The sequence below is a fragment of the Streptomyces sp. TLI_55 genome (assembly GCF_900206255.1).
GTDB classification, from domain to species: Bacteria; Actinomycetota; Actinomycetes; order Streptomycetales; family Streptomycetaceae; genus Streptomyces; species Streptomyces aquilus.
The window spans coordinates 9,155,233-9,175,908 of sequence record NZ_OAOJ01000001.1 but is presented as its reverse complement, the minus strand read 5'-3'; the positions used below and the strand labels follow the sequence as shown (position 1 = coordinate 9,175,908).

The following is a 20,676-nucleotide window of genomic DNA, read 5'->3' as shown; positions in this document are numbered from 1 at the left end:
GCCCCTCCGCGGACCCGTACGTCTGTGCGCCGGCACGCCCCCAGGGGCCGCGCTCGGCCGCGTCGACGAGGGCCCAGCCAGCAAAGCGAACTGGCCTCCTGGACATGAGGCAGGGTGATCTTTCGGATGATGAGTGGGATCGGCTGGAGCCGCACTTGCCAACGAATCGTGGGCGGGGCGGACGCTGGCAATGCCACCGCCGTGTGATCAACGGGATCCTGTTCAGGCAGCGGACCGGCCTCCCTTGGCGGGACCTGCCTCCATCCTTCGGTATCTGGAAGACGGTTCACGACCGTCATCGACGGTGGTCGGCGGACGGTACGTGGGAGAGAATCCTGCGTGCCGTCCAGGCAGACGCCGATGCCGAGAGCCGGATCGACTGGAGCACGGCCAGCGTCGATTCCACGACCTGCCGCGCTCATCAGCACACAGCTGGCGCCTCCACTCGTGCCCCGAAGATCCCGGGACGGCGCAGGAGCCCGGCGCGGCACCGCTCCGATGAGGCCCGGGGACGCTCGCGAGGCGGGCTCACATCCAAGATCCACCTCGCCGGGGAAGGCGGGTGCCGCCCGCTCGGGTTCGTCATCACGCCCGGCCAGTGGGGAGATGCACCGCAGATGATCCCCGTGCTGGAAGAGATCCGCGTGCCCCGGCAGGCTGATTGACGACCGCGCACCCGGCCCGACCACGTCGGGGGAGATAAGGCGTACTCGTCACGCCGTAATCGGCGTCACCTGCGCAGGCGCCAGATCAAACACACGCCATGCGGGTCACCGAGAAGTGCTCCGCGACCAGCTTCCTGCCTGCGGTCGCACATCGGCGGCGCTCATCGTCGCTGATACGCGCAAGGCGTCGTAGGCCGCGCTCGGGGCCAGTCGGGCCGAGGGGCCGGCATGCCTCACTGCAGCGCATGTTCGACGACCCCGAACTCACCCCTCGTGACAACGACTCGCCCGGGTGCTGATCCTGCCGAAAGCGGAAGGGCTCAGCGCAGGCGCCGCGCACGCAGCACCAGGTCGTCGGTGTGGTGCGCGCCGGCGCCCCCGTCGGGTGCCACACGTGGCCGCTGCTCGTTCACCTCCACCTTCCAGTCGTCGGTGAGTAGGGCGGCGACCATCGAGGGCCAGACGTAGTCAGCCGGGTCGAAGCCACTGTCCTGCGCGTGCTGGGTGTCCATCCCCGCGTGATGCACGAGCAGCAGCACGCCGCCGGGTGCGACAGCCGCGAGCAGCGCTCGCTCGGCTGCGGCGTCGGGGGTGCGCAGCAGGGCGGGATACTGCGCGGAGACCAGGTCGAAGGAGGCCGGCGGGAGCGCCGCTTCCGTCAACGCGGCGTGTACCCAGCGAACGGAGACTCCTGCGTCCCGCCCGTGCACGGCCGCTCGCTGCAGCGCCACGCCCGAGACCTCGAGCGCGGTCACGTCCCAGCCGCCGCGCGCCAGCCAGACCGCGTCCGCGCCCTCTCCGCAGCCGACGTCGAGCACCCGCCCAGGTGTGAGCCCGGCTACCTCGGCCACGAGCGCACCATTGGGCCGCCCGCTCCACAGCTGTTGTCGCTCGGCGTACCGGTTGTCCCACTCCGCCCGCACCGCGGGGTCGCCGAGGTATCCCTCGCCAGGCAGGAAAGCGTCAGACGCGGGCGATCCCGCTGCGATGTTGTCGGTCACGGGCCCAACGTCACCCATCGGGGCCCCGTCCCGCCACTCCCGTTGCCGCTCCGGCAAAAACGGCATCCAGGGGCCAAGTCGTCAAAGAAAGCGGCGGATGGGTGTGACGGCTGTTTCCCGGGCGCGCTGGAGCAGTGCCCGTCGTCTCCAGCGGGTGAGATCGATGTCCACGCTGTCTTTCAGGTCCTGTTCGTAGTCACGGTCGAGTGACGCCGTGAAGGTCTCGTCCAGGACCGCGAGCATGACCTCTTCGTCGTGGTCCATGGAGCGGCGGTTGAAATTGGTGGAACCGATCAGCGCGGCCACCGAGTCCACCGTGATGATCTTGGCGTGCATCATGGTCGGCTGGTACTGCCGGATGTGCACGCCGGCCTGCAGCAGACGGGCGTAATGGTGTTGACCGGCCAACTGGCAGGCACGCTGATCCGTATGCGGGCCGGGGAGCAGGATTTCCACCCGTACGCCGCGCCGGGCGGTCTGGCAGAGCAGATCGATGAAGTACGTGTCGGGTGCGAAGTAGGCGGTGGCGAGCCGGAAGCGTTCCTCGGCGGAGGTGAGCATGACGCGGATGAGTGTCTGCATGTCCTGCCAGCCGATGCTGGCCGATCCGCGTACGACCTGAACGACGGCGGAACCGGCCTGCTGGTGTTCGGTGAAGCGGTCGCGGTCGTCGAAGAGTTCCTCATGGCACTCGGCCCAGTTCTGCGCGAACGCGGCCGCGATGCCGTCGACGGCCGGACCGCGCACCTGTACATGGGTGTCCCGCCATTCGCCCGGACCGCGGGCGTCGCCGCACCATTCCTCGGCGATACCGACACCTCCGGTGAAAGCGGTGTGCTCATCCACGATGAGGGCCTTGCGGTGGCAGCGGTGGTTCTGTTTGAAGGGCGACAGCCACACGGGTTTGCGGAACCACGCCACGTGCACGCCCGCCTCGCCCATCAGATCGAGCAGTTGCCGTTCGATCTTCTGGGCGCCGAAGCCGTCCAGAAGCAGCCGGACCCGTACTCCCGCCCGTGCCCGGTCGGCCAGCGCGCGGGCGAAGTCCCGGGCGATCTCGCCCCGCCAGTACACGAACGTCATCATGTCGATGGTGTGCCGAGCCGAGCGGATCGTCTGGAGCATCGCGGGAAAGATCTCATCACCGTTGCGCAGCCGGGCGAGTTCGTTCCCCTCGGTGGCAGCCACTCCGATGAGCCGCTCCAGTCGACGGCGCAGGCGCTGCTTGCGTGCCTCGGGGGCAGTGAGCGCAGGGGCGGAAGCCGGAGCGTCGGCAGGGGATGTCGATGTGCCGTCCAGAATCACGCGCTGTCTCCCGTCGGATCATGAGGTGGGCCCGGTGCAGACTGACCGGCGAGCCCGAGTAGCCGCTTGCCCTGCCGAGACGGCGGCACTCCTCGGAACAGACACCTTCGTGCAGAAGCGGTGAATGCCTGTCAACGGTCGCCGTCCCTGTCCGCGGACGCGTCCGCCGACAGCCACACCCCGCCAAGACCCGTCGCTACGAGTCTGGGCCGAAGATCAGCGGGCATACGGCGATGAGCCAGAGGACGAGCCTCGGCCCGGCCACCGCCGTGAAACGTTGATCAGGGGGCATCCATGCCGACCGCCGTATCGGGAAGACCAGCGGAGTTGCCTGGCGAGAGACCTGCGGGAAGTCTCGCGGCCCTCGGCCATCGCCCCGTGGCACCGCGCGGGACGGGTTGGGCCGTCGGCTGGATCGGGGCGCTGACGATCTGCCAGGCGGCACTGATGGTGGGCATCGGTCTGCTGATCACCGGCCCCGCCCACGACCTGTGGCCCATGACGGTCGAGGACCAGGTCAACTCGGCCTTCGCGCGGATGCGCACGGACACCCTCACCGCGCTGTCCTCGATCGCCTCCGAGGCCGGCAACACCGAGACCGTGATAGCCGTGACCCTGGTGAGCTGCCTCGGTCTGCTCCTGATGCCGAAGCTCCCCAGGTGGCGGCAGGCGACGTTCCTGGCGCTCGCCGTGTCGTTGCAGTCACTGGTCTTTCTGGTCATCACGGTGGCAGTGGACCGGGACCGTCCCGACGTGCACCGTCTCGACGGCTCACTGCCCACGTCGAGTTACACCTCGGGCCACACGGGCGCGGCGACGGCCGTCTACGGTGGACTGGCCGTCCTCGCCCTTTCCCGCATACGCAGCCCGTGGCGGCGCATCATCGCCGCCGCCCTGTTCCTGGTCCCGATCGTGGTGGGCATCGCCCGGCTCTACCGGGGCATGCACCACCCCACCGATGTCGCGGGCGGACTCGTGAACGGCGGCCTGTCGCTCTGGATCGTCGGGCGCGCCGTACTCGCCGACGGGTTCCTGACCGCTCCCCTGGCGTCCGAGGCCAGGACCACGCCGGAGGCCAAGGCCGAGGGCCGCGGACAGCGCTCGGGCCACGTCGCGGTGATCATCAATCCCACGGTCACCGGCCCCAGCGACCGCGACGCGCTCCGGCAGGTCCTCGCGCAACACGGCCACCGCACACCGGAGTTCATCGAGACCACCGCCGATGATCCCGGCGGCGGCCAGACCAGTGAAGCGGTGCGCAACGGCGCGACCCTCGTGGTGGTCTGCGGCGGCGACGGCACGCTCCGGGCAGCGGCCACCGCCCTGGCGGGCAGCACGGTCCCTCTCGTACTGGTCCCCTGCGGAACCGGCAACCTCCTGGCCCGCAACCTGGGTCTGCCCCTGTCTGCCGCCCACGCCCTGGACGCCGCACTGCGCGGCACCGTCCACCGCGTCGACCTCGGCCGCATCGAGGCAGACGGCCTGCCCCCGACGCACTTCGCCGCCATGTGCGGCGCCGGGCTGGACGCCGCCATGCTGCAGCGCGCCAACGCCCACGACAGCACGAAGTCCCTCCTGGGCTGGCCCGCCTATGTGCTCGCCCTCCCCCGGGCCTGGCGGCGCGCTCCGCGCATGACCGTGGACGTACGGCTGGACGGCGCCGCGGCTGTTCGGCGTACCGCCCGTATGGTGCTGATCGGCAACGTCGGCGCGGTGCAGGGCGGCATGCGCCTGCTGCCCGACGCGCGCTGCGATGACGGGCGGCTCGATCTGCTGATCCTCGATCCGCACGGCCTGGGCGGCTGGATCAGGGCCCTGTGGACGCTGCTGCGCGGCGCAGCCTCACCGCAGTCGGCTAGGAACACCCCTGGCGAGCAGCAGGGGGCCCTCGGCGCCGACGCGCCGGTCGCCTTCTTCACCTTCCGGCAAGCCGAGTTCACCTTCGACCGCGCCCAGCCCCGCGAACTGGACGGCGACCCTGTTGCGCCCGGGCGCCGGCTGAGCGTCGAGGCGAGCCCCGGCGCGCTGACGATGCTGCTGCCCGCACGGGAGAAGTAGATGGGTACGGCGACAAAGGTCCCCGAGACACGCGACATGACCGGCGAGGAACTGTCCGGCGACGAGGCCTGGGCAGCTCTGCGCCGGTACGGCGGCTGGCCTCTGCTGCGCGACGCGTTCGTCCGCTTCCGCTACGCCGACGGCTTCAGCCATGCCCGGGCCCTCGCCCTGCAGACGGTGCTGGCGGTCATCCCCCTCGCCATCGCCTTCGTCGGCCTGTCCACCAGCCTGCACACCGAGAACGTCGGCAGGCTCGCGGAGTTGACCATCCACCGGATAGCCCAGGGTCCCAGCGCGGCCGTCGTCGATGACGCACTCGACCGCAGCCGGCACAACTCCGGATCCGGCGCCGAGGTCGCTCTCTGGTTCGGCGCCGTCTTCTCCCTGGTCAACGTCACCACCGCCATGTGCCAGATCGAGCGGGGCGCCAACCGGATCTACGGCAACGAACGCGACCGCCCCTTCCACCTCAAGTACCTGCGCGGTCTGGTGATGGCGCTCAGCGCCGGCCTGCCGCTGGGTCTCGGATTCATCCTCATGGTGGCCGGCGACGACCTCGCCGCGGCGGCCGTCACCGTCTACGACCTAAGCGACAGCACCCTGCACGCCTGGGACATCCTGCGCTGGCCCCTCGGGTTCCTGCTCGCCCTCATCTCCGCGAGCGCCGTCTTCCGCCGTTCGCCACGCCGCAACCAACCGGGCTACACCTGGCTCGCCTTCGGCGCGGCCGTGTATCTCGTGCTGTGGATGGCCCTGACCTGGGTTCTGAGCCTCTACCTCGACCTCAGCGGTTCCTTCGACACCGTCTACGGCCCCCTCAGCGCGTTCATGTCCCTGCTGCTGTGGGCGTACCTCACGTCCATCGCCCTGCTGCTCGGCCTGTCCTTCGCAGCACAGCTGGAAGCGGCACGCGGCCGGCGCCCCGGACCGATCCAGGACGACCCAGGAGTCTGACGTGAGCACGAACGCAGGTTTGCGAAACCTACGAGCACGCCGTCGGCAGGCCGACCGCAGGTACGGTGCGCGACTGCTGGCCTCCGCCGGCCTCGCCTCCGTGAGCGCGGTCCTGTTCGGGCTGGTGCTCATTCTGGTCGAAGGGCAGTGGCGGCCGTTGCAACGACTGGACACGTCGGCCGCGCGACGCCTGCACAGCACGGCCCTCGACCATCCCGCGTGGGCGAGCACCCTGCACGTGCTCTCCGATCGGGTCTGGGACCCGGTGACGCTGCGGCTGGCCGTCGCGGTGCTGACGGTGTGGCTGCTGTACCGCAGGGCGTGGCGCCTGGCCGCCTGGGCGGCGGTGACCGCTGTGGCCGGCGGGCTCATCGGCCTGCTGGTCAAGACGGTGGTGGAACGGGCCAGGCCGGACCTCCAGGACCCGATCGCCCACGCGCCGGGCTACTCCTTTCCCTCCGGTCACGCCATGACGGCCACCACGTCCTTCGGCATCTTCCTGCTTGTGCTGCTGCCGCTGATCCCGCGGGCCTGGCGCATCGTGTCCTGGTGCCTGGCCCTGCTCTCGGTCCTCGGCGTCGGCTTCACCCGCGTCGCTCTCGGCGTGCACTGGTGCAGCGACGTTCTGGGCGGCTGGCTCCTCGGCCTCGCCGTCGTCGCCGCCACCGCCTGGTCCTTCCAGACCTGGCGCGTCGAAGCGGGTCGCGGCCACACGGCAGTGACGGACGGTCTGGAACCGGAGATCACCCATGACGCACCCGAGGACGACGCGGCCCAGCCATAGGCGGGCTGTCACGGGCGGCGTGGCGACACCCTCACAGGCCGCCGGCCCGGGAGCCTGAACGACGCCGCGTCTGCCCGGTTACCCGTCCGACGCACCCCGCTGCGTCCGCCCGCGATCATTCCGATGCACGCGTCGATCGATGCCTTCTTCGACGACTGCACCAGTGACGGCTACGCCGGTCACTCCCGCTCCTTCACGGCCATCTCACCGAGCTCGGACCAGTCGTTCTGCGGGATCGTCGCATTCACGATCCGCGGGGTCTCGGCGAGGTACGGCGGCAGAACGCCCTGTGCGGCGCGGAAGTGGTCCGAGCCGACATGTGCGGCGCCGGCTGCGTCGTCGCGGAAGGCTTCCACGAGAACGTACTCGGTCGGGTCCTCGACGCTACGGGACCATTCGAACCACAGGCAGCCCGGCTCAGCCCGTGTGGCCAGCGTGAAGTCCCTGCTGATCTGCGGCCAGTCGTCCGCGTGCGCCGGCAGGATCCGGAACTTGGCCGTAATGAAGATCACTGACTCTCCTCGGTGAGGGAAACCGTACGAAGCGGGTCGGCGCGCGTGCTGCCCGCGGCCTTCCTGTTCTTCGCAGTCCCATCCTTCGGGTCCGGCACGGCGCCGGTCCCGCAGGACAGGGGGACCGTGGGCAGCGCCCACAGTCCCGTTCATGCGGCCGCTCGGACTTGCGGACGGCCTCCAGTATCGCCTTCAACCGGGCACCACGCCCTTCCAGGCATGGGCATTCTGAAAGCCTCGCGCTCCTCACGCCTTCAGGTCCAGCCTCCTCCCGCACGGCAGCCGTGGCAGGCATGTCGAGGTCGCCGCGGCATCGGGGCAGCCGCGGCGACCGGTTCTCGGGTGGTTTCTCAGACCTGGGGGACGCCTGGGGTGACAGGGGTTCGGCTCATGCGCAGGCGCTGCGCGAGCAGGGCCAGGGCGCACAGTGCGGCGACCGTGGCCGCGTAGGTCACAAAGGTGTCCTTCAGGCCGGCGTGCGTGGCGGCGATGCCTGCGATCACGGCGGGGATGCTGAAGGCCAGGTAGGAGATGACGAAGGCGACGGAGAACAGTTCGCTGCGTTCGGCGGGGCGGGCTATCCGGGCCAGGGTGCCGAAGCTGGCCAGGGCGGAGCCGCCGAATCCGACGCCCGCGATCGCGGTGCCGACCGCGGCCGCGGTCAGGTAGTGCGCTTCCACACCGGTCAGGGCGACGGCCGTGCCGAGAAGGAGCAGGGTCGCGCTGACGGCGAGGGTGCGGCCGACGGGCCAGCCGCGCAGGGCAAGGGCGGTGAGGAAGGCCGGGCCGGTGAGCAGGGTGACCACGAGTCCGCCGACGACGTGGTTGGACAGGCCGAACAGGCCGGCGGCGACGGACGGGCCGAGGGACAGGTAGAGGCCGCCGAGTGCCCAGCTCGCGATGAGGATCGGGACCAGGCTGAGCAGGTCGGCCCGCAGGTGGGGGGCAATGCGCAGGCGGGGCTGGAGGGAACGGGCTGCGCCGGGGCGCCGCAGCGAGGTCTCGGGCATAGCCGACAGCAGGGCACCGGCCACCACCAGGGCCAGGAGCAGCAGCACGTAGACGAGGCGGGTGGGGTGTGGACCGTACTGGACGAGGAGTCCGCATCCCAGCGCGCCCAGTCCGAGTCCGAAGGTCGGCGCGGTACCCGTGACGAGGCCTGCCCGGTGCGGGGCGTGCGCGGGGTTGAGGTCGGCCAGGGCGGCGCCGAGCGTGGTCATCGCCGCCCCGGTGGCGATGCCCTGGACGAGGCGGGCGGTCAGCAGCAGGCCGACGCTCCCCGCGGTGAGGAACAGAACCATGGAGGCGGCTTCGAGGGCGATCGCGGAGAGCAGGACCGGACGGCGGCCCAGGTGGTCGGAGAGGGCGCCGAGGACGAGGAGCGCCCCGATCATGCCGAGCACGTATACGGCGAACACCGTGGTGAGGGTGGTGGCGGTGAAGTGCCACTGCTGCTGGTAGACGACGTAGAGCGGGGAGGGCGCGCTGGAGGCGGTCATGAACAGCACGAAGACGACCGCGAGGGAGGCGAAGGCGACGGGACGGCTCAGCCGTCGTCGCCTCTCCTCCGGTGGCGCCGTGCGGTCGGTGGGCGGCGGGGAGGGCTGGAGCTGGGACGAGGTGGGACCGGACACGACGCGACTCCAAAAGCAGTGATCGATGCGTTTAGGACGCTACCACTAACGCAGCGATCAGTGCGATAATTTCCCCATGGCTGACTCGTCGACCCAGGTACGTCCCGGCGGCCGCTCCGCGAAGGTGCGGGCGGCCGTACACCGCGCCGTCGCGGAACTCCTCGCCGAGGAAGAAGCCGAGACTCTGACCCTGCCCGCGGTGGCCGCGCGCGCCGGCGTGCACCCCACCACCCTGTACCGGCGCTGGGGATCCATCGCCCAGCTGCTCACCGACGTCGCCAGCAGCCGCTTCACCGACGACCTGGTCGTCCCCGACTCCGGCTCCCTGGCCGGCGACCTCCGACGCTGGCTCGCCGACGTGGCCACCGACGTCGCCGACCCCGACACCCTCGCCCTCATGCGGGCGACCATCGGCTCCGGACCGGCAGGCGGCTGCGCCTGCGTCGAGGATCGCCACCGCCAGCTCGCCGCCATCATCCAGCGCGAACAGGACCGAGGAGGAACGGCAATCGACGTGGAGAGCGCGGCGGACTTCCTCCTCGGCCCGCTCTACTACCGCGCCGTCTTCACCCCCGAACCCGCCACCGCAGACTGGGCACGCACCCTGGTGACCACTTACCTGGCCACGCTCAGCTCGACGAGGTGACGGGCTGTGCCAGCCGGATCGATGACCTGATGGAGGTGTGCGCCAGGCAGGTGTGCCACACGCCATCCGCGTTCGCCCGCCTGGTCGGCGAGGTCGTCATACGGAGGGCCGAACAGCAAGTAGGAGCACGGATGGTCGTCCCAGCCGTCGGGGACCGGGATGTGCTGCTCGTAGTAGGACAGAGGCAGGGTGGGCTGCTCCTCGATGACGGTCTGCCGCATCGTCGGATCGGTGAACATGGGTGCGACGTCTGCCTCGTCCCACCAGTCGGTCCAGCGTGGCAGCCTGCCGTTCACCGCCATCGGGCGCAGGAACGCCAGCAAGTCGGGTGTGGCGACAGGGGTGGGTCCGGTCCGGGCCGGCAGCGCGGCATCGACGAAGATGGAGCTGATCACTGGATGGTCGAGGCCCGAGCGAATCGCCGGGAGAAACAGGCCCGCGTTGCTGTGTGCTACCAACGTGACGGGGCTGTCGGCCGGGAGCTGCCGCAGGTCGTCGCGGACGGCGTCGACGATGCGGGGCCAGAAGGGGGGATCGCCGGCGCCGATGTGCAGCAGGGAGGGCACCCGTACCTGGTAACCGGCCGTCGTCAGGTGTTCGGCCACAGGGTGCCAGGTCGAGGGGCCTACGGACGGGCTGTGCAGGAGAACGAAGATCGGCTGCATGTGACGATCCTGTCGCTCGAACCTTCGGAGGCGCGACAGTCTTGGCTGACAGCAGAACGGCTTCGCTTCGAAGAAGCTCACGCGCCGCCAGGCGGCCCGTTCGCAACCATTCGTCATGACTACCTCGGCGCCATGGACCCATGACTCAGCGCGGTCGGCATCAGCGCCGGGGGGGCGGCGTCGGTGTCAGCGTCTGCGGCCGCCACGCGACCAGCCGGTGCCGATACCTGCGAGATGCAGAGCGAGCACGGCCAGCCCGAGGAGCATCACATTGGTCGAGCTGAAGGTGTCATTGGTCGAGAGGTCAGCCGCGTTGATCAGGAACGCGATGAAGAACAGGACTGCGGAAACGATGGCCAACATGGTGCTGTCTCCTTCGGGTTGGGGCTCGTCACTCGTGTGCCGTGCGAATGCCCCTCCGCAGCCGAAACACACAGCTGGGAACCCACCAGCTTGCTGCGGGAGGAACTTCTTGATCACGTGCTGCCGTTCGAGTCGCCGACCGCGATCACCAGGGCGCTGACCGGTGACCACCCCCTGAACCTCCCGCCGCGGCACAGGTCCTCGCCCTGGTCCCGCGGGCCGACCTGGTCCGGGCGAGCCTGACAGGAAACCCCGGCCTGCTCGACGACCTGGCCAGCGACGCCGTCCTCGGGCACGCCAAACAGCTCTACCTCGAAGAGGAATGCTCAATATGATCGTTCGGGAGAGCACGAGGCGGATGCGTGCCGCCGGCCCTGGAGGCCGAAGTCAACGCCCATATAGCCGAGTTGGCCAACCAGCCGGACGAGACCGGTCGGCGGCTCATGGTCCGCAACGGCTACCACCGGCCCAGGAGAGTCACCACCGCGGCCGGGGCGGTGGAGGTGAAGGCGCCGCGGGTGAACGATAACGGCCCCACCCGCGATTGTTCGTGGATGCTGTGGTGCCTTGGAGGGCCAGGGCTAGGCTCGTGGCTGATCACAGTTACCGACGAGGGGGTTCCGAGGTATGAGCGGGAGAGTGACGGCGGTCAGCAGCAATGGGGAGTACTCGTTCACGAAGCCGAACCGGGACAGCATCAGGCTGCTTGCCGGGCTCGGTGTGGAGGGGGACGTGCACGCCGGTGTGACGGTCAAGCACCGCTCGCGCGTCGCGCAGGACCCCACCCAGCCGAATCTGCGCCAGGTCCACCTCATTCATGAAGAGCTCTTCGCCGAGGTCGGCGAAGAAGGGTTCAAGGTGGCGCCCGGCGACCTCGGCGAGAACCTCACCACGCGTGGCATCGATCTGCTCGGTCTGCCGGTCGGCACATTGCTGCGCATCGGCGACTCAGCGGTCCTGGAAGTCACCGGGCTCCGCAATCCCTGTCTGCAGATCGACAACTTCCAGGACGGGCTGCTGAAGCAGGTCGTCGGCCGCGATGAGGCGGGGAACATCGTGCGCAAAGCCGGAATCATGAGCATCGTGAGGGAAGGCGGCGTGGTGCGCCCAGGCGACACGATCGACATGGAACTTCCCAGCGGTCCGCACCGCCCCCTGGACCGGGTCTGACCAGCCTGCAGGACAGGCCGTGACAGCACGACGGCCGCGCGGGTTCTTGAGCTGTGAAGATCAAGCAGGCCCGTGCGGCCATGGCCCGTCCCGCCTTCTGCGGCGTCGCGCGCCAACATCTCGGCGAGTTGATCGAAGAACTCGCGCCACGCCGGGAAGCGCGCTGCGAGCCCATGCGGCACGAGCGGCGCCAACGCGCGCGCCGCCGGAAGGCCGGGGCTTCGAACGCGGCCGGCTCGTCGAACGCACCGAGGTTCACGCAACCTGACCCCACATGGCCGAAGACCCGTCCCGCTGGGGGGTCTGCGGAAGTGGTCCACCGTCACCGTCCGTCATGTCGAGTCAGACGCCTGGCCGGCGCCCATCGGGGCGCCGACGAGGGACCGCAGGGTGCGGACCAAGCGCGTAGCGTCTGCGCTGGAGAGCGGCGCGAGGAAGCGGCGTTCCATCTCCTGGCGGGCAGATTCGGCGTCCTGCAGGCGCTTTTGGCCGGCCGGCGTCAGCTGCACGATGTTCTTGCGCCGGTCCTGGGGGCTGCGGCGCCGCTCTACGAGTTCCTTGCCCTCCAGGGCGTCGACGAGGGAGACCATCGTGGTGCGGTCGATGCCCAGTTTGCCCGCCGCGTCCAGTTGAGACAGTTCGTCGTGTGCGTTGAGGACGGCGAGAACGGCCAGTTCGCGGCCGTCGATCCCATACGGAGCCAAGGCCTGCGACGACTCCTCGGTCAGCCGCAAGTACGCGTGCTTGAGCAGATAGCCGAGGCGGGAGGTGAGGACCTCGGGCGGGGCGTCGCGCGTCATGGCGGCAGCGTATCCGGAGACTGATGGTCAGCAATACTGACGATCCGCTACGGTGACGACGTAGTGCCGTCGCCGCCCCCGGTGACGCGTCGACTCGAAGGGCGCGTGGCAACCATGTCCGACCAGCACATCCCCTCCGATCCCTCCGTGACGTTCGGCATCAAGACCACCCCGATGCGGGTCCCCTACCAGGACATCCTCCGTGTGTGGGAGGAGGCCGACGACCTGCCCGAGATCGCGGACGCCTGGCTGTGGGACCACCTCATGCCGATCGTCGGCCCCAAGGACGGGCAGATCCTCGAAGGGTGGACGCTGCTGAGCGCCCTGGCCGCCAGAACCCGGCGGCTGCGCCTGGGCCTGCTCGTGACGAGCAATCGGATCCGGTCGCCCGCCGTCCTCGGCAAAATCGCCACCACCGTCGATGTGATCTCCGGCGGCCGGCTGATCATGGGCCTAGGCGTGGGCGGCACCGTGCAGCCGGCCGACGCGGGCGGCATCACCGGAGAGAACCCGGCCGCCGCCGAGTACGCCGCCTACGGCCTCACGCTCGTCCCGCCTGCCGAAGGCATCGCCCGCCTGGAGGAGACCATCGCCATCCTCCGCGGCATGTGGACGCGGGACGTCTTCGACTTCCACGGGCGTTACTACACCCTGACCGGTAACCGCAACGAGCCGAAACCCGTCCAGCAGTCAGGCCCGCCCCTGTTGATCGGAGGCTGGGGAAACCGAACGCTTCGCCTGGTCGCCGAGCACGCCGACATCTGGAACATCCCCGGCCCGCCGCACAACACACTCGACTACATCACCGAACGCAGCACGGTCCTGGACGACCATTGCGCGGCCATCGGCCGCGATCCGCGGACGATCACCCGCTCCGTGCAGTACATCGTCTCCTACGACACCCCGGCCGCCGACCGCAAGGCCATCACGCAGCTCATTGCCGCAGGCGTGACGCATATCGTGCTGAGCCTGCGCAGCCCCTATCCTTCACAGGCCGCGCGATGGCTCGTCGACGAGATCATCACACCCGTGCGCAGCACAACCGGACAATTCTGCTGACGGCCGCTTGCCGCCATGACGGCTCTCGTGCCTGCGGGCTCCTGTCGGCCGCGGTTCGATGTCATGCGCCGATGGGTCCCGGGGCCACGGAAAACGGAGAGTGGGATCAGTGAGAGGATTGCGCGGGTGATGGCAAGAACCACTGACATCGAAACGGCGGCCGGTGTGTTGCGCGACGGGGGCCTCGTGGCCATCCCGACCGAGACCGTCTACGGCCTGGGCGCCAACGCCGAGGATCCCGCCGCCGTCGCGCGTATCTTCCACGTCAAGGGGCGGCCGCCCTCCCATCCGCTCATCGTCCACATCGGCGGTGCGGAGCAGTTGGCCGATTGGGTCGAGGAGGTGCCGGCGACCGCACGCCTGCTGGCCGAGCACTTCTGGCCCGGGCCCCTGACGCTGGTCCTGCGGCGTGGCCGCCGGGTACCCCTGGAAGCCACCGGTGGTCTGGAGACGGTGGCCGTGCGCGTGCCCGACCACCCGATCACACTCGCGCTGCTGTCGGCCTTCGGCGGCGGTGTGACAGCCCCGTCCGCCAACCGCTTCGGATCTGTCAGCCCCACCACGTCGGACCATGTCCGTGCCGAGCTCGGGGACGCCGTCGACTTCGTGCTGGACGGCGGCCCCTGCGAGGTCGGCGTCGAATCGACCATCGTCGATGTCACAGGCGAGATCCCGAGCATCCTCCGGCCCGGCGGGGTGTCACGCGAGGACCTCGAAGCCGTGCTGGGCCACCCGCTGGCGGTCCCTACGACGACCAGCGTCCGGGTGCCGGGCCAGCATCCGTCGCACTACGCCCCACGGGCGCGGGTCATCCTCGTCGAGCCCGAGAAGGTCATCGCCGAAGCGCAGAGCGCGCAGGAACAGGGGCACCAGGTCGGTGTCCTGCTCCCTGCCCCCTTCGCCGACGCTCCGGTGAAGGCGCACCACGTTGTGGCCCTCCCCGATTCGATGGCCGCCTACGCGCGCGGGCTGTACGGATTCCTGCGCGAACTCGATCAGCAAGGGTGCGATCTGATCATCGCGTCCTTGCCGCCGGAGGACGGGCTGGGTCTGGCGATCGCCAACCGACTCCGCCGCGCCGCCGGCCCCCGCCCCTCCCCCGGCAACGCCCGGCAGTGACGGGCGGATCCCCAGTCGCGACGGGGCACCGGCAATGACGTCTGGGACGCCGGCTGTGACGCGGGGCGCGGGCTACACGGTCGTCCCGTTGCCCCGTTGCCCCGTTGCCCCGTTGCCCCGTTGTCTGGATCGGACGCAGAGCGAAGCAGTTGCTGCTCTCCGACACTCGACGACGGCTGCGGCCCCGCACTCCGCCGCTCGCCTCCCGCTGCGCACCACACTGCCTCGCAAGGGCACCACAGGCACCGTGACGAGGTCGCGGACGTGGTCCAACGAGGACAGGCTGCGCGCTCGGACGCACATGGCCGGAGTCCGGTCGGTCGGTACCGGATTGGGAGTTCCGCGGGGGGTGCCAGGTCAGCGGATCACAAAGGTCATCACGCTCTGAGCGGGCAGCGCAACGGTGAAGGAGCCGTTCGACATGCCGGCCGTACCCTGGGACGCCACATTCCTGCTCGCGTCGGTCAGCCAGGAAGCGACACTGGAACCGGCGCCGTTCGCCACGGTGAACTGCTGGCTGACCGCGGCCGTCCCCTTGTTCACCGCGACGACGACCGTGGAGCCACCGCCCCGGTACGCGGAGACGTAGACGTTCGCCGCGGGGTTCGCCGTCGCGCCGATCCGCACATACCCCGGCCGCACGAACCGGGCGAAGTGCGCCATGGCGGCGCCATGCTTGCTCATCCTGCCGTCCTCGCGCATGGGGCCGTAGCTGCGCCGGATGTACCACCAGATGTAGGCCTGGAACTCGGCGTCCACCATGGCCCGGTGGATGTGCTCCCCCACATCGAGGGCCTGCGGCCAAAGATCCGCCGAATCCGAGCTGTTGGGGTAGTACACCTCCGTCATCCAGAGCTCTTTGCCCGCACCCTTCTGCTTGAAGAGGGGGTAGGGGAAGTTGCCGAACGACGTGCCGTACAGGTGGGCTCCGATCACGTCCACGTTGGCGAGCGCCACCGGGTCGTTGAGAATCGGGTCCGACATGTTCTTCAGGTACTGGAAGGACTCCGGCGCGATGACCCTGGTGCCGATCGAGCCGGCGTTCTCCCTCAGGAACCGGACCATTTCGGCCGGGGTCCACCACGTCCAGTCATGGGCGTAATCGGGCTCGTTCTGCACCGAAATGCCGTACAGATTCACTCCGTTGTTGCGGAGGTAGGTGTTGAAGTCGTTCAGGTGCTGGGCGTAGGCGCCGTACATGCTGTACCTGAGACGACGTGCGTTGGTCTGGGTGCCGTGGACGAAGGTCTCCACCATGGAGGCGGGCGGGTTCCACGGTGACGCGATGACGGCGGCCCCGAGTTGCACCGCGCGCTTCGCCGTCGCCAGATCGGGGCTCCAGGCCGCCCGGTCCTCGGGCACCGGGATCCGTAACAGGCTGAATCCCAACTGCCCGTCAGCGGTCCCGAATGCCGTGTCCCGCTGCGCCGCAGTGAGGTCGCCGATCCACGCGGCATGAGCCATACCGCCGAAGCCCCGGATCGTCTGCCGCGTCGCCGACGGGTCGATGACCGCTGCGGCGGCGGCCGTCGCGGACCCGGCGTCAGAGGCCCTCGCGAACGATGCAGTGGCGGCGAGGAGGGGCAGGGCGCCCATCGACGCCACGATGGCCCTCCGGCTCGCTGACCTTCGCCCTTCGACGGGCTCATTCCGCCTGTGCGCCATGTCTCCTCCTCGTGACTGCAGCGTGCGCTCCGGCACCTTCTCGGCTACGCCCGCCCGAGCAGGCCACGCGTAATGGGAGCGCTCCCACTCCTACGAATGAGCACATTCAGGCTGTTTCACTGGTACGTGGTGTCGATCATCACGCAGTACCACGCAGCGACCGACCGGGCACCAACGCCGTTCGATATCATGAACGTTGTCCAAGTGGCAGACTCCACGAAGTTAGCGACGCCGGTCATCACGGTCAACCCACGCGGCACAGTCGCCCCACTGAGGCTTTCCTCCACCCACCCGGCGGCCCCGCTCAGGTGCGGCGGCGCCCCGTAGAAGATCGCTTGCCTGGTCGCAGGCCCTGGACAAGGTCGCCGCCCACTACGGCATCGAGATCCGGCTGCGGTCCGAGACGACCGCCGCCGACAGCGACGCACACAGACTCACCGTCACCGACCCCACGACCGGCACCAAGGAGACGATCGGCTACGACCTCCTGCACGCCATCCCGCCACAAGGCGCCCCGACCGGGTCAAGGCGGGCCCCCTCGCCGACCCCACCAGCCCGCAGGGTTCGGCGCCGCCGACCGGCACAGCCTCGCTGTGGAGGCACCCTTCGCCACCGCCGCGGCGGCGGTCACACGAGGCGAGGCCGCCATCAGTTACCGCGCCCACGATCCCCACGCCACCCCCGGGGCACATCGGATCCGTCTGTGCCTCCACCGGTCCGAACGGCGCGTCTGTACGTGCGAGGACGGACTTCTGGTGCTGACCGCGGGACACGGCGTCCCCTCTGCCGGCGAGGCAGAGCCGCCCGCTATTCCTCTTCCTCGGCGCGACGCGCTTCCGCGGCGGACGTTCCGCATGTGTGACCGGTCGACGGTTCCGCCGCTCAGTTCCCTTCGTCGTCCTCGAAAACGAAGTACACGCTCAGCACACAGGAGAACTCCTCCCCGGCGGGGGCGTTCTCCCAAGCTGTGTCGAGGACGCGAACATCGTGCGCCGTGATCCATTCGGCGGCTTCGGCGAAGGGATCGGCCATCCGTGAGCCGAAGAACATCTTCCGTGCCACGGGGTGCACTTGGGAATCGGCGTCGGAATCGTCGAAGCGGTAGGGAACCATCAGATGGAGATTGGGCTCACTTCTCACACGGGCACCTTCCGCCAGTCAGCCGCCTGTTCGCGGCGCTCACGGAGGGAGACCCTCATGGTGGTCCGCCAGGTTGCTCGTCGTGCCCCGGATTTCCGTTCGCGCTCGGTGCACAGCTGCCCCGGGCAGTGAGGGATACGGCTTGCCGCCCGTTGCCGGCGGACGTGTCCCAGCGGCCACCGTCCTGGCGTTCGTGCGCACCCGACTTGATCGGGCACAGGATGTCGGGTCGGGCAGGGTGAGCCCTGCCTAGCGTGGTGGTCGTCAAGAGGAAGGAATACGGGCGTGCTGGAGCGGCTCAACCAGGCCATGGAGCACATCGAGTGCCGTCTCGACCAGGACATCGAGGTGGCCGAACTCGCCCGCGTCGCGGCCACCTCGGAGTATCACCTCCGTCGGATGTTCTCGGCGCTCGCGGGCATGCCGCTGTCGGAATACATCCGGCGCCGTCGGCTGACCCTCGCGGGAGCCGATGTGCTCGCGGGTCGGGCAACGCTGCTGGAGATCGCGGTGCGCTACGGCTACGGCTCCGGCGAGGCGTTCGCTCGGGCGTTCCGCGCCATGCACGGCGTCGGCCCGGGCGAGGCACGACGTACGGGCGCGGCACTCAGCTCTCAGCCCCGGATGGCCTTCCGTCTCATCGTCGAAGGGAGCAGCAGCATGCGATATCGCGTTGTGGACAAGGCGGACTTCAGCGTCGTGGGGCTCAAGAAGCGTGTACCGCTGGTTCATGTGGGGCCGAACCAGGCGATCATCGACTTCGTGCGCGGCATCGACCCGCAGATGGCGGAGCGGCTGAATCAGTTGTCGGACCAGGAGCCGGAGGGGATCGTCGCGGTCTGCGACGATCTTGACCCCAGCCGCGCCGAGGGCACCGAGCTCGACTACTACTACGCGGTGATCACCTCCGCGGCTGCCCCTGAGGGCACCACCACCTTGACCGTGCCGGCCGGTACCTGGGCGGTCTTCACCACCTCGGGGCCGGCGCCGCAGGCCATTCAGGAGCTGTGGCGGGACGTCTTCACCGAGTGGTTCCCGTCGAACCCGTACCGCAGCCGCACCGGACCCGAGATCCTGCGCACCCGCCTGTCCCCCGGGACAAGCGAGGCCGACGCCGAACTGTGGCTCCCGGTGGAAGCGGAACTCGGCTGACAAGGGGGTCCGGCCGGGGGCGGGCGAGAGCCGGCCTTCCGGCCGGCCGTGCGGTCTCTTCGCCAGGAACGGTCCCACGACCCGCTTGATCCCCTCGATCGTGCCAGCCCGGCGGAAGGTACGTGCCCCGGCCACACCGGCCTGTCCGTGCCGCACGGTACGGTCGGTCATGATCGACGACGGGGAGAGCAGATGACGATCCAGAGGCCAGGACTGCCGGAGGACCTTCCGGACCCCGAGGTGCTGTGGGCGCGATGGGCGCTCGTGGCCGTCGTGGCGGCGACCACCGAGGCCGAGCGTGCGCGCCACCGGACCGGTACCTGGATCGACGACGAGGGACTGCACCTCGACGACAGCGGCTGCACCTGGTGGACGTTCTCCCGCTTGGGCGGTGGCCGGTACGTGCTGTACGGCGAGGACGAATCCAGCGAATGCAAGTGGCACGAGCCGTCGGTCGACATGCTGGCGGGCGGCCCTGACTGGCTTCCCCACGAAGAGCTGCGCGACCGCCTCGCGGGGAACGAGCTGGGCTGCGTCTACTGGTACGACAAGGGCGCCTGGGCCCGCACCCCCTACCCCGAAGGCCTCAAGGACGACGGTCTGGACGGCGGGATGAGCCGGTTCGTGGAGCGCGACAAGGCCCACAGACTGCTGGACGAGTACGTCGGCTACGGCAAGCCCGCCCGCGCACTCCTCATGGAGCACGCCGAGGCCCGCCGACTGACGCCGGAACTGCTCGGACAACACGTCTCCTCGCCGGAGGGGGACGCCCCGGACCTACCGGCGATGACCAGGGCACTGCGACGTGCGGCGTTGGAGGCCCCGTTCTAGCGACTTCTCGGGAACTCGTCCGTGAGGTCGCCGAAGAAAGGTGCCGTCAGTTCCGCTTCCGTGCATGGACGTGCCGGCTGGAAGTTGACTGCTGGCTTTCGATTGGTTGCGCGAGGCCTGACTGGTGATTCGGCCCCGTGCGGAGCTCTGCTTCCCGCGTGCTCCGGCGACGCTGCGGCTGCTGACGGGGCTGCTGAACATCGTGGAACACGGCCGGCCGATGCCGGCCAGGCATGCGCTGCGGCCGACCGGACGGGGCGGCATAGGGGTGCCGACCGTGCCACGCGATCCTGTCAGCAGCCGCACCGGTCGCCCCCTGCGGTCCTCCGCCGATGACGGCGGTCATCTCCGCCCGTCCCGGCAAGCTGCTGTCAGCCGGCATGTACGCCACCTGCCGGAATCTTTCCGCGCCGGGGCGTCTCGGACACCGCAATCGGGGAACCGGGAGAGGAGCCCATGACACACGAGAGGCGCCGGAGGTGAGCGGCCCGGCCCTCGCAGCGCAGGAGAGGCGACGATGGCGCGCGATCACGACCTGCAACAGGCTGACCCGGACCCTGCAGGAACAACTGCCGGCGACGGCGACACTCGGCGTCGGCCGCTGCGGGAGCGGCACGTCGAGGAGGTGGTCGAGGTCAGCGTGCCGGTGCGTACGGCGTACGACCAGTGGACGCAGTTCAAGACGTTCCCCCGGTTCACGACCGTGGTGCGCGGGGTCGAGCAGCTCAGGCCGACCGTGACCGTCTGGACTCTCGGCTACGGCCCGCTGCGCCACCGCTTCGCCGTGGAGATCGTCGAGCAGGATCCCGATGCCTACCTGGCCTGGCGCGGTCTGGAGCAGCACCCCTCGCACCAGGGCGAAGTGGAGTTCCGTCCGACGCAAGAGGGCGGCACGGCCGTCACCGTCCGGGTACTGCTGCGGCCACGGGGGGTCGCGAAGGTGCTCACCGGCTCGCCGCACGCCACGCGGCTGATCGCCCGGCTGCTGCACCGCGAACTGCGGAACTTCAAGGGGTTCATCGAGGGCCTGGGGCAGGCGAGCGGAGGCTGGCGGAGCACCATCCGCAACGGCCGGGTGCAGCACGACCACCCGGAGCCGCCCCGTAGCCGCGTGGCTCACTGGCCCGTCGGCTGACCCGCGCACCGGAACCCG

At 69.6% G+C, this 20,676-nt stretch carries 20 protein-coding genes and 2 pseudogenes; 12 read left to right on the top strand and 10 right to left on the bottom strand.

Translation table 11 applies throughout. The features are described from left to right. Positions 1-104: 104 nt before the first annotated feature. Positions 105-761 (top strand): annotated as a pseudogene (locus CRP56_RS41910) (IS5 family transposase); the annotation flags it as partial. 224 nt (positions 762-985) lie between these two features. Here the strand turns inward: CRP56_RS41910 and CRP56_RS41905 are convergent. Next, positions 986-1,666 (bottom strand): class I SAM-dependent methyltransferase, encoded by a 681-nt coding sequence (locus CRP56_RS41905; RefSeq protein ID WP_097273237.1) that lies wholly within the window; start codon positions 1,664-1,666, stop codon positions 986-988. An 81-nt stretch (positions 1,667-1,747) separates the two neighbouring features. Beyond that, positions 1,748-2,971: a phospholipase D-like domain-containing protein gene (locus CRP56_RS41900; protein ID WP_373559741.1), complete on the bottom strand. Its 1,224-nt coding sequence runs from the start codon at positions 2,969-2,971 to the stop codon at positions 1,748-1,750. Between the two features lie 294 nt (positions 2,972-3,265). On the opposite strand from CRP56_RS41900, the gene CRP56_RS41895 reads away from it, so the two are divergent. The 3 genes from CRP56_RS41895 to CRP56_RS41885 are packed head-to-tail and all read left to right on the top strand — an operon-like array spanning position 3,266 to position 6,767. Continuing rightward, positions 3,266-5,029: a diacylglycerol kinase family protein gene (locus tag CRP56_RS41895; RefSeq protein ID WP_097273235.1), complete on the top strand. Its 1,764-nt coding sequence runs from the start codon at positions 3,266-3,268 to the stop codon at positions 5,027-5,029. After that, positions 5,030-5,983 carry a YihY/virulence factor BrkB family protein gene (locus tag CRP56_RS41890; protein WP_097273233.1) on the top strand — a complete coding sequence of 318 codons (954 nt, stop codon included), beginning with the start codon at positions 5,030-5,032 and terminating at the stop codon, positions 5,981-5,983. Between the two features lies 1 nt (position 5,984). Further along, positions 5,985-6,767 carry a phosphatase PAP2 family protein gene (locus tag CRP56_RS41885; protein WP_097273231.1) on the top strand — a complete coding sequence of 261 codons (783 nt, stop codon included), beginning with the start codon at positions 5,985-5,987 and terminating at the stop codon, positions 6,765-6,767. A gap of 179 nt (positions 6,768-6,946) precedes the next feature. Here CRP56_RS41885 and CRP56_RS41880 read toward each other — a convergent pair whose 3' ends face one another. Beyond that, complete coding sequence (locus CRP56_RS41880; RefSeq protein WP_097273228.1) at positions 6,947-7,279, bottom strand: putative quinol monooxygenase; 333 nt, start codon at positions 7,277-7,279, stop codon at positions 6,947-6,949. Positions 7,280-7,629: 350 nt separating this feature from the next. Next, on the bottom strand, positions 7,630-8,913 hold the full coding sequence (locus tag CRP56_RS41875) for an MFS transporter (protein ID WP_097273226.1): 1,284 nt from the start codon (positions 8,911-8,913) through the stop codon (positions 7,630-7,632). Positions 8,914-8,989: 76 nt separating this feature from the next. Between CRP56_RS41875 and CRP56_RS41870 the strand changes: the two genes are divergently transcribed. Continuing rightward, entirely contained in the window at positions 8,990-9,559 is a 570-nt protein-coding gene (locus CRP56_RS41870) for a TetR-like C-terminal domain-containing protein (protein ID WP_097273224.1), read from the top strand. Here the strand turns inward: CRP56_RS41870 and CRP56_RS41865 are convergent. The 3 genes from CRP56_RS41865 to CRP56_RS47835 all read right to left on the bottom strand — a co-directional run bounded on the left by CRP56_RS41865 (position 9,529) and on the right by CRP56_RS47835 (position 10,883). Then, complete coding sequence (locus CRP56_RS41865; RefSeq protein WP_097273221.1) at positions 9,529-10,224, bottom strand: alpha/beta hydrolase; 696 nt, start codon at positions 10,222-10,224, stop codon at positions 9,529-9,531. The genes CRP56_RS41870 and CRP56_RS41865 overlap by 31 nt on opposite strands. Positions 10,225-10,410: 186 nt before the next feature. After that, on the bottom strand, positions 10,411-10,587 hold the full coding sequence (locus tag CRP56_RS41860) for a hypothetical protein (RefSeq protein WP_097273219.1): 177 nt from the start codon (positions 10,585-10,587) through the stop codon (positions 10,411-10,413). A 113-nt stretch (positions 10,588-10,700) separates the two neighbouring features. Then, positions 10,701-10,883 carry a hypothetical protein gene (locus tag CRP56_RS47835; RefSeq protein ID WP_179851254.1) on the bottom strand — a complete coding sequence of 61 codons (183 nt, stop codon included), beginning with the start codon at positions 10,881-10,883 and terminating at the stop codon, positions 10,701-10,703. 26 nt (positions 10,884-10,909) lie between these two features. On the opposite strand from CRP56_RS47835, the pseudogene CRP56_RS48745 reads away from it, so the two are divergent. Next, positions 10,910-11,114 (top strand): annotated as a pseudogene (locus tag CRP56_RS48745) (transposase); the annotation flags it as partial. Between the two features lie 100 nt (positions 11,115-11,214). After that, positions 11,215-11,757 carry an MOSC domain-containing protein gene (locus CRP56_RS41845; protein WP_179851253.1) on the top strand — a complete coding sequence of 181 codons (543 nt, stop codon included), beginning with the start codon at positions 11,215-11,217 and terminating at the stop codon, positions 11,755-11,757. 332 nt (positions 11,758-12,089) lie between these two features. Here the strand turns inward: CRP56_RS41845 and CRP56_RS41840 are convergent, their stop codons facing one another. Next, positions 12,090-12,557 carry a MarR family winged helix-turn-helix transcriptional regulator gene (locus CRP56_RS41840; RefSeq protein WP_097273215.1) on the bottom strand — a complete coding sequence of 156 codons (468 nt, stop codon included), beginning with the start codon at positions 12,555-12,557 and terminating at the stop codon, positions 12,090-12,092. Positions 12,558-12,671: 114 nt separating this feature from the next. On the opposite strand from CRP56_RS41840, the gene CRP56_RS41835 reads away from it, so the two are divergent. Together CRP56_RS41835 and CRP56_RS41830 are read left to right on the top strand one after the other, a co-directional pair. Next, a complete protein-coding gene (locus CRP56_RS41835) occupies positions 12,672-13,616 on the top strand; it encodes an LLM class flavin-dependent oxidoreductase (RefSeq protein WP_097273213.1) in 945 nt (314 codons plus the stop codon). Positions 13,617-13,745: 129 nt separating this feature from the next. Continuing rightward, positions 13,746-14,735, top strand: a complete 990-nt coding sequence (locus CRP56_RS41830; protein WP_097273211.1) for an L-threonylcarbamoyladenylate synthase — start codon at positions 13,746-13,748, stop codon at positions 14,733-14,735. A 357-nt stretch (positions 14,736-15,092) separates the two neighbouring features. On the opposite strand, the gene CRP56_RS41825 is transcribed toward CRP56_RS41830, so the two are convergent. Together CRP56_RS41825 and CRP56_RS47830 are read right to left on the bottom strand one after the other, a co-directional pair. Beyond that, positions 15,093-16,331 (bottom strand): glycoside hydrolase family 30 beta sandwich domain-containing protein, encoded by a 1,239-nt coding sequence (locus CRP56_RS41825; RefSeq protein WP_373559740.1) that lies wholly within the window; start codon positions 16,329-16,331, stop codon positions 15,093-15,095. A gap of 951 nt (positions 16,332-17,282) precedes the next feature. After that, positions 17,283-17,540: a hypothetical protein gene (locus CRP56_RS47830; protein WP_179851252.1), complete on the bottom strand. Its 258-nt coding sequence runs from the start codon at positions 17,538-17,540 to the stop codon at positions 17,283-17,285. 285 nt (positions 17,541-17,825) lie between these two features. Here CRP56_RS47830 and CRP56_RS41815 point away from each other — a divergent pair, with 285 nt between their 5' ends. The 3 genes from CRP56_RS41815 (at position 17,826) to CRP56_RS41805 (ending at position 20,658) form a co-directional block, all read left to right on the top strand. Beyond that, complete coding sequence (locus tag CRP56_RS41815) at positions 17,826-18,692, top strand: AraC family transcriptional regulator (RefSeq protein WP_097273207.1); 867 nt, start codon at positions 17,826-17,828, stop codon at positions 18,690-18,692. Positions 18,693-18,884: 192 nt separating this feature from the next. Continuing rightward, a complete protein-coding gene (locus CRP56_RS41810; RefSeq protein WP_097273205.1) occupies positions 18,885-19,523 on the top strand; it encodes a hypothetical protein in 639 nt (212 codons plus the stop codon). A gap of 517 nt (positions 19,524-20,040) precedes the next feature. Next, positions 20,041-20,658, top strand: a complete 618-nt coding sequence (locus tag CRP56_RS41805) for an SRPBCC family protein (protein ID WP_097273203.1) — start codon at positions 20,041-20,043, stop codon at positions 20,656-20,658. Positions 20,659-20,676: the final 18 nt, after the last annotated feature.

Bases quoted from the DNA above. Each gene is read 5' to 3' on its own strand.
- CRP56_RS41895 (WP_097273235.1), top strand. From the start codon at position 3,266: ATGCCGACCGCCGTATCGGGAAGACCAGCGGAGTTGCCTGGCGAGAGA.
- CRP56_RS41890 (WP_097273233.1), top strand. From the start codon at position 5,030: ATGGGTACGGCGACAAAGGTCCCCGAGACACGCGACATGACCGGCGAG.
- CRP56_RS41870 (WP_097273224.1), top strand. From the start codon at position 8,990: ATGGCTGACTCGTCGACCCAGGTACGTCCCGGCGGCCGCTCCGCGAAG.
- CRP56_RS41865 (WP_097273221.1), bottom strand. From the start codon at position 10,224: ATGCAGCCGATCTTCGTTCTCCTGCACAGCCCGTCCGTAGGCCCCTCG.
- CRP56_RS41860 (WP_097273219.1), bottom strand. From the start codon at position 10,587: ATGTTGGCCATCGTTTCCGCAGTCCTGTTCTTCATCGCGTTCCTGATC.
- CRP56_RS41845 (WP_179851253.1), top strand. From the start codon at position 11,215: ATGAGCGGGAGAGTGACGGCGGTCAGCAGCAATGGGGAGTACTCGTTC.
- CRP56_RS41840 (WP_097273215.1), bottom strand. From the start codon at position 12,557: ATGACGCGCGACGCCCCGCCCGAGGTCCTCACCTCCCGCCTCGGCTAT.
- CRP56_RS41835 (WP_097273213.1), top strand. From the start codon at position 12,672: ATGTCCGACCAGCACATCCCCTCCGATCCCTCCGTGACGTTCGGCATC.
- CRP56_RS41830 (WP_097273211.1), top strand. From the start codon at position 13,746: ATGGCAAGAACCACTGACATCGAAACGGCGGCCGGTGTGTTGCGCGAC.
- CRP56_RS41825 (WP_373559740.1), bottom strand. From the start codon at position 16,331: ATGGGCGCCCTGCCCCTCCTCGCCGCCACTGCATCGTTCGCGAGGGCC.
- CRP56_RS41810 (WP_097273205.1), top strand. From the start codon at position 18,885: ATGACGATCCAGAGGCCAGGACTGCCGGAGGACCTTCCGGACCCCGAG.
- CRP56_RS41805 (WP_097273203.1), top strand. From the start codon at position 20,041: ATGGCGCGCGATCACGACCTGCAACAGGCTGACCCGGACCCTGCAGGA.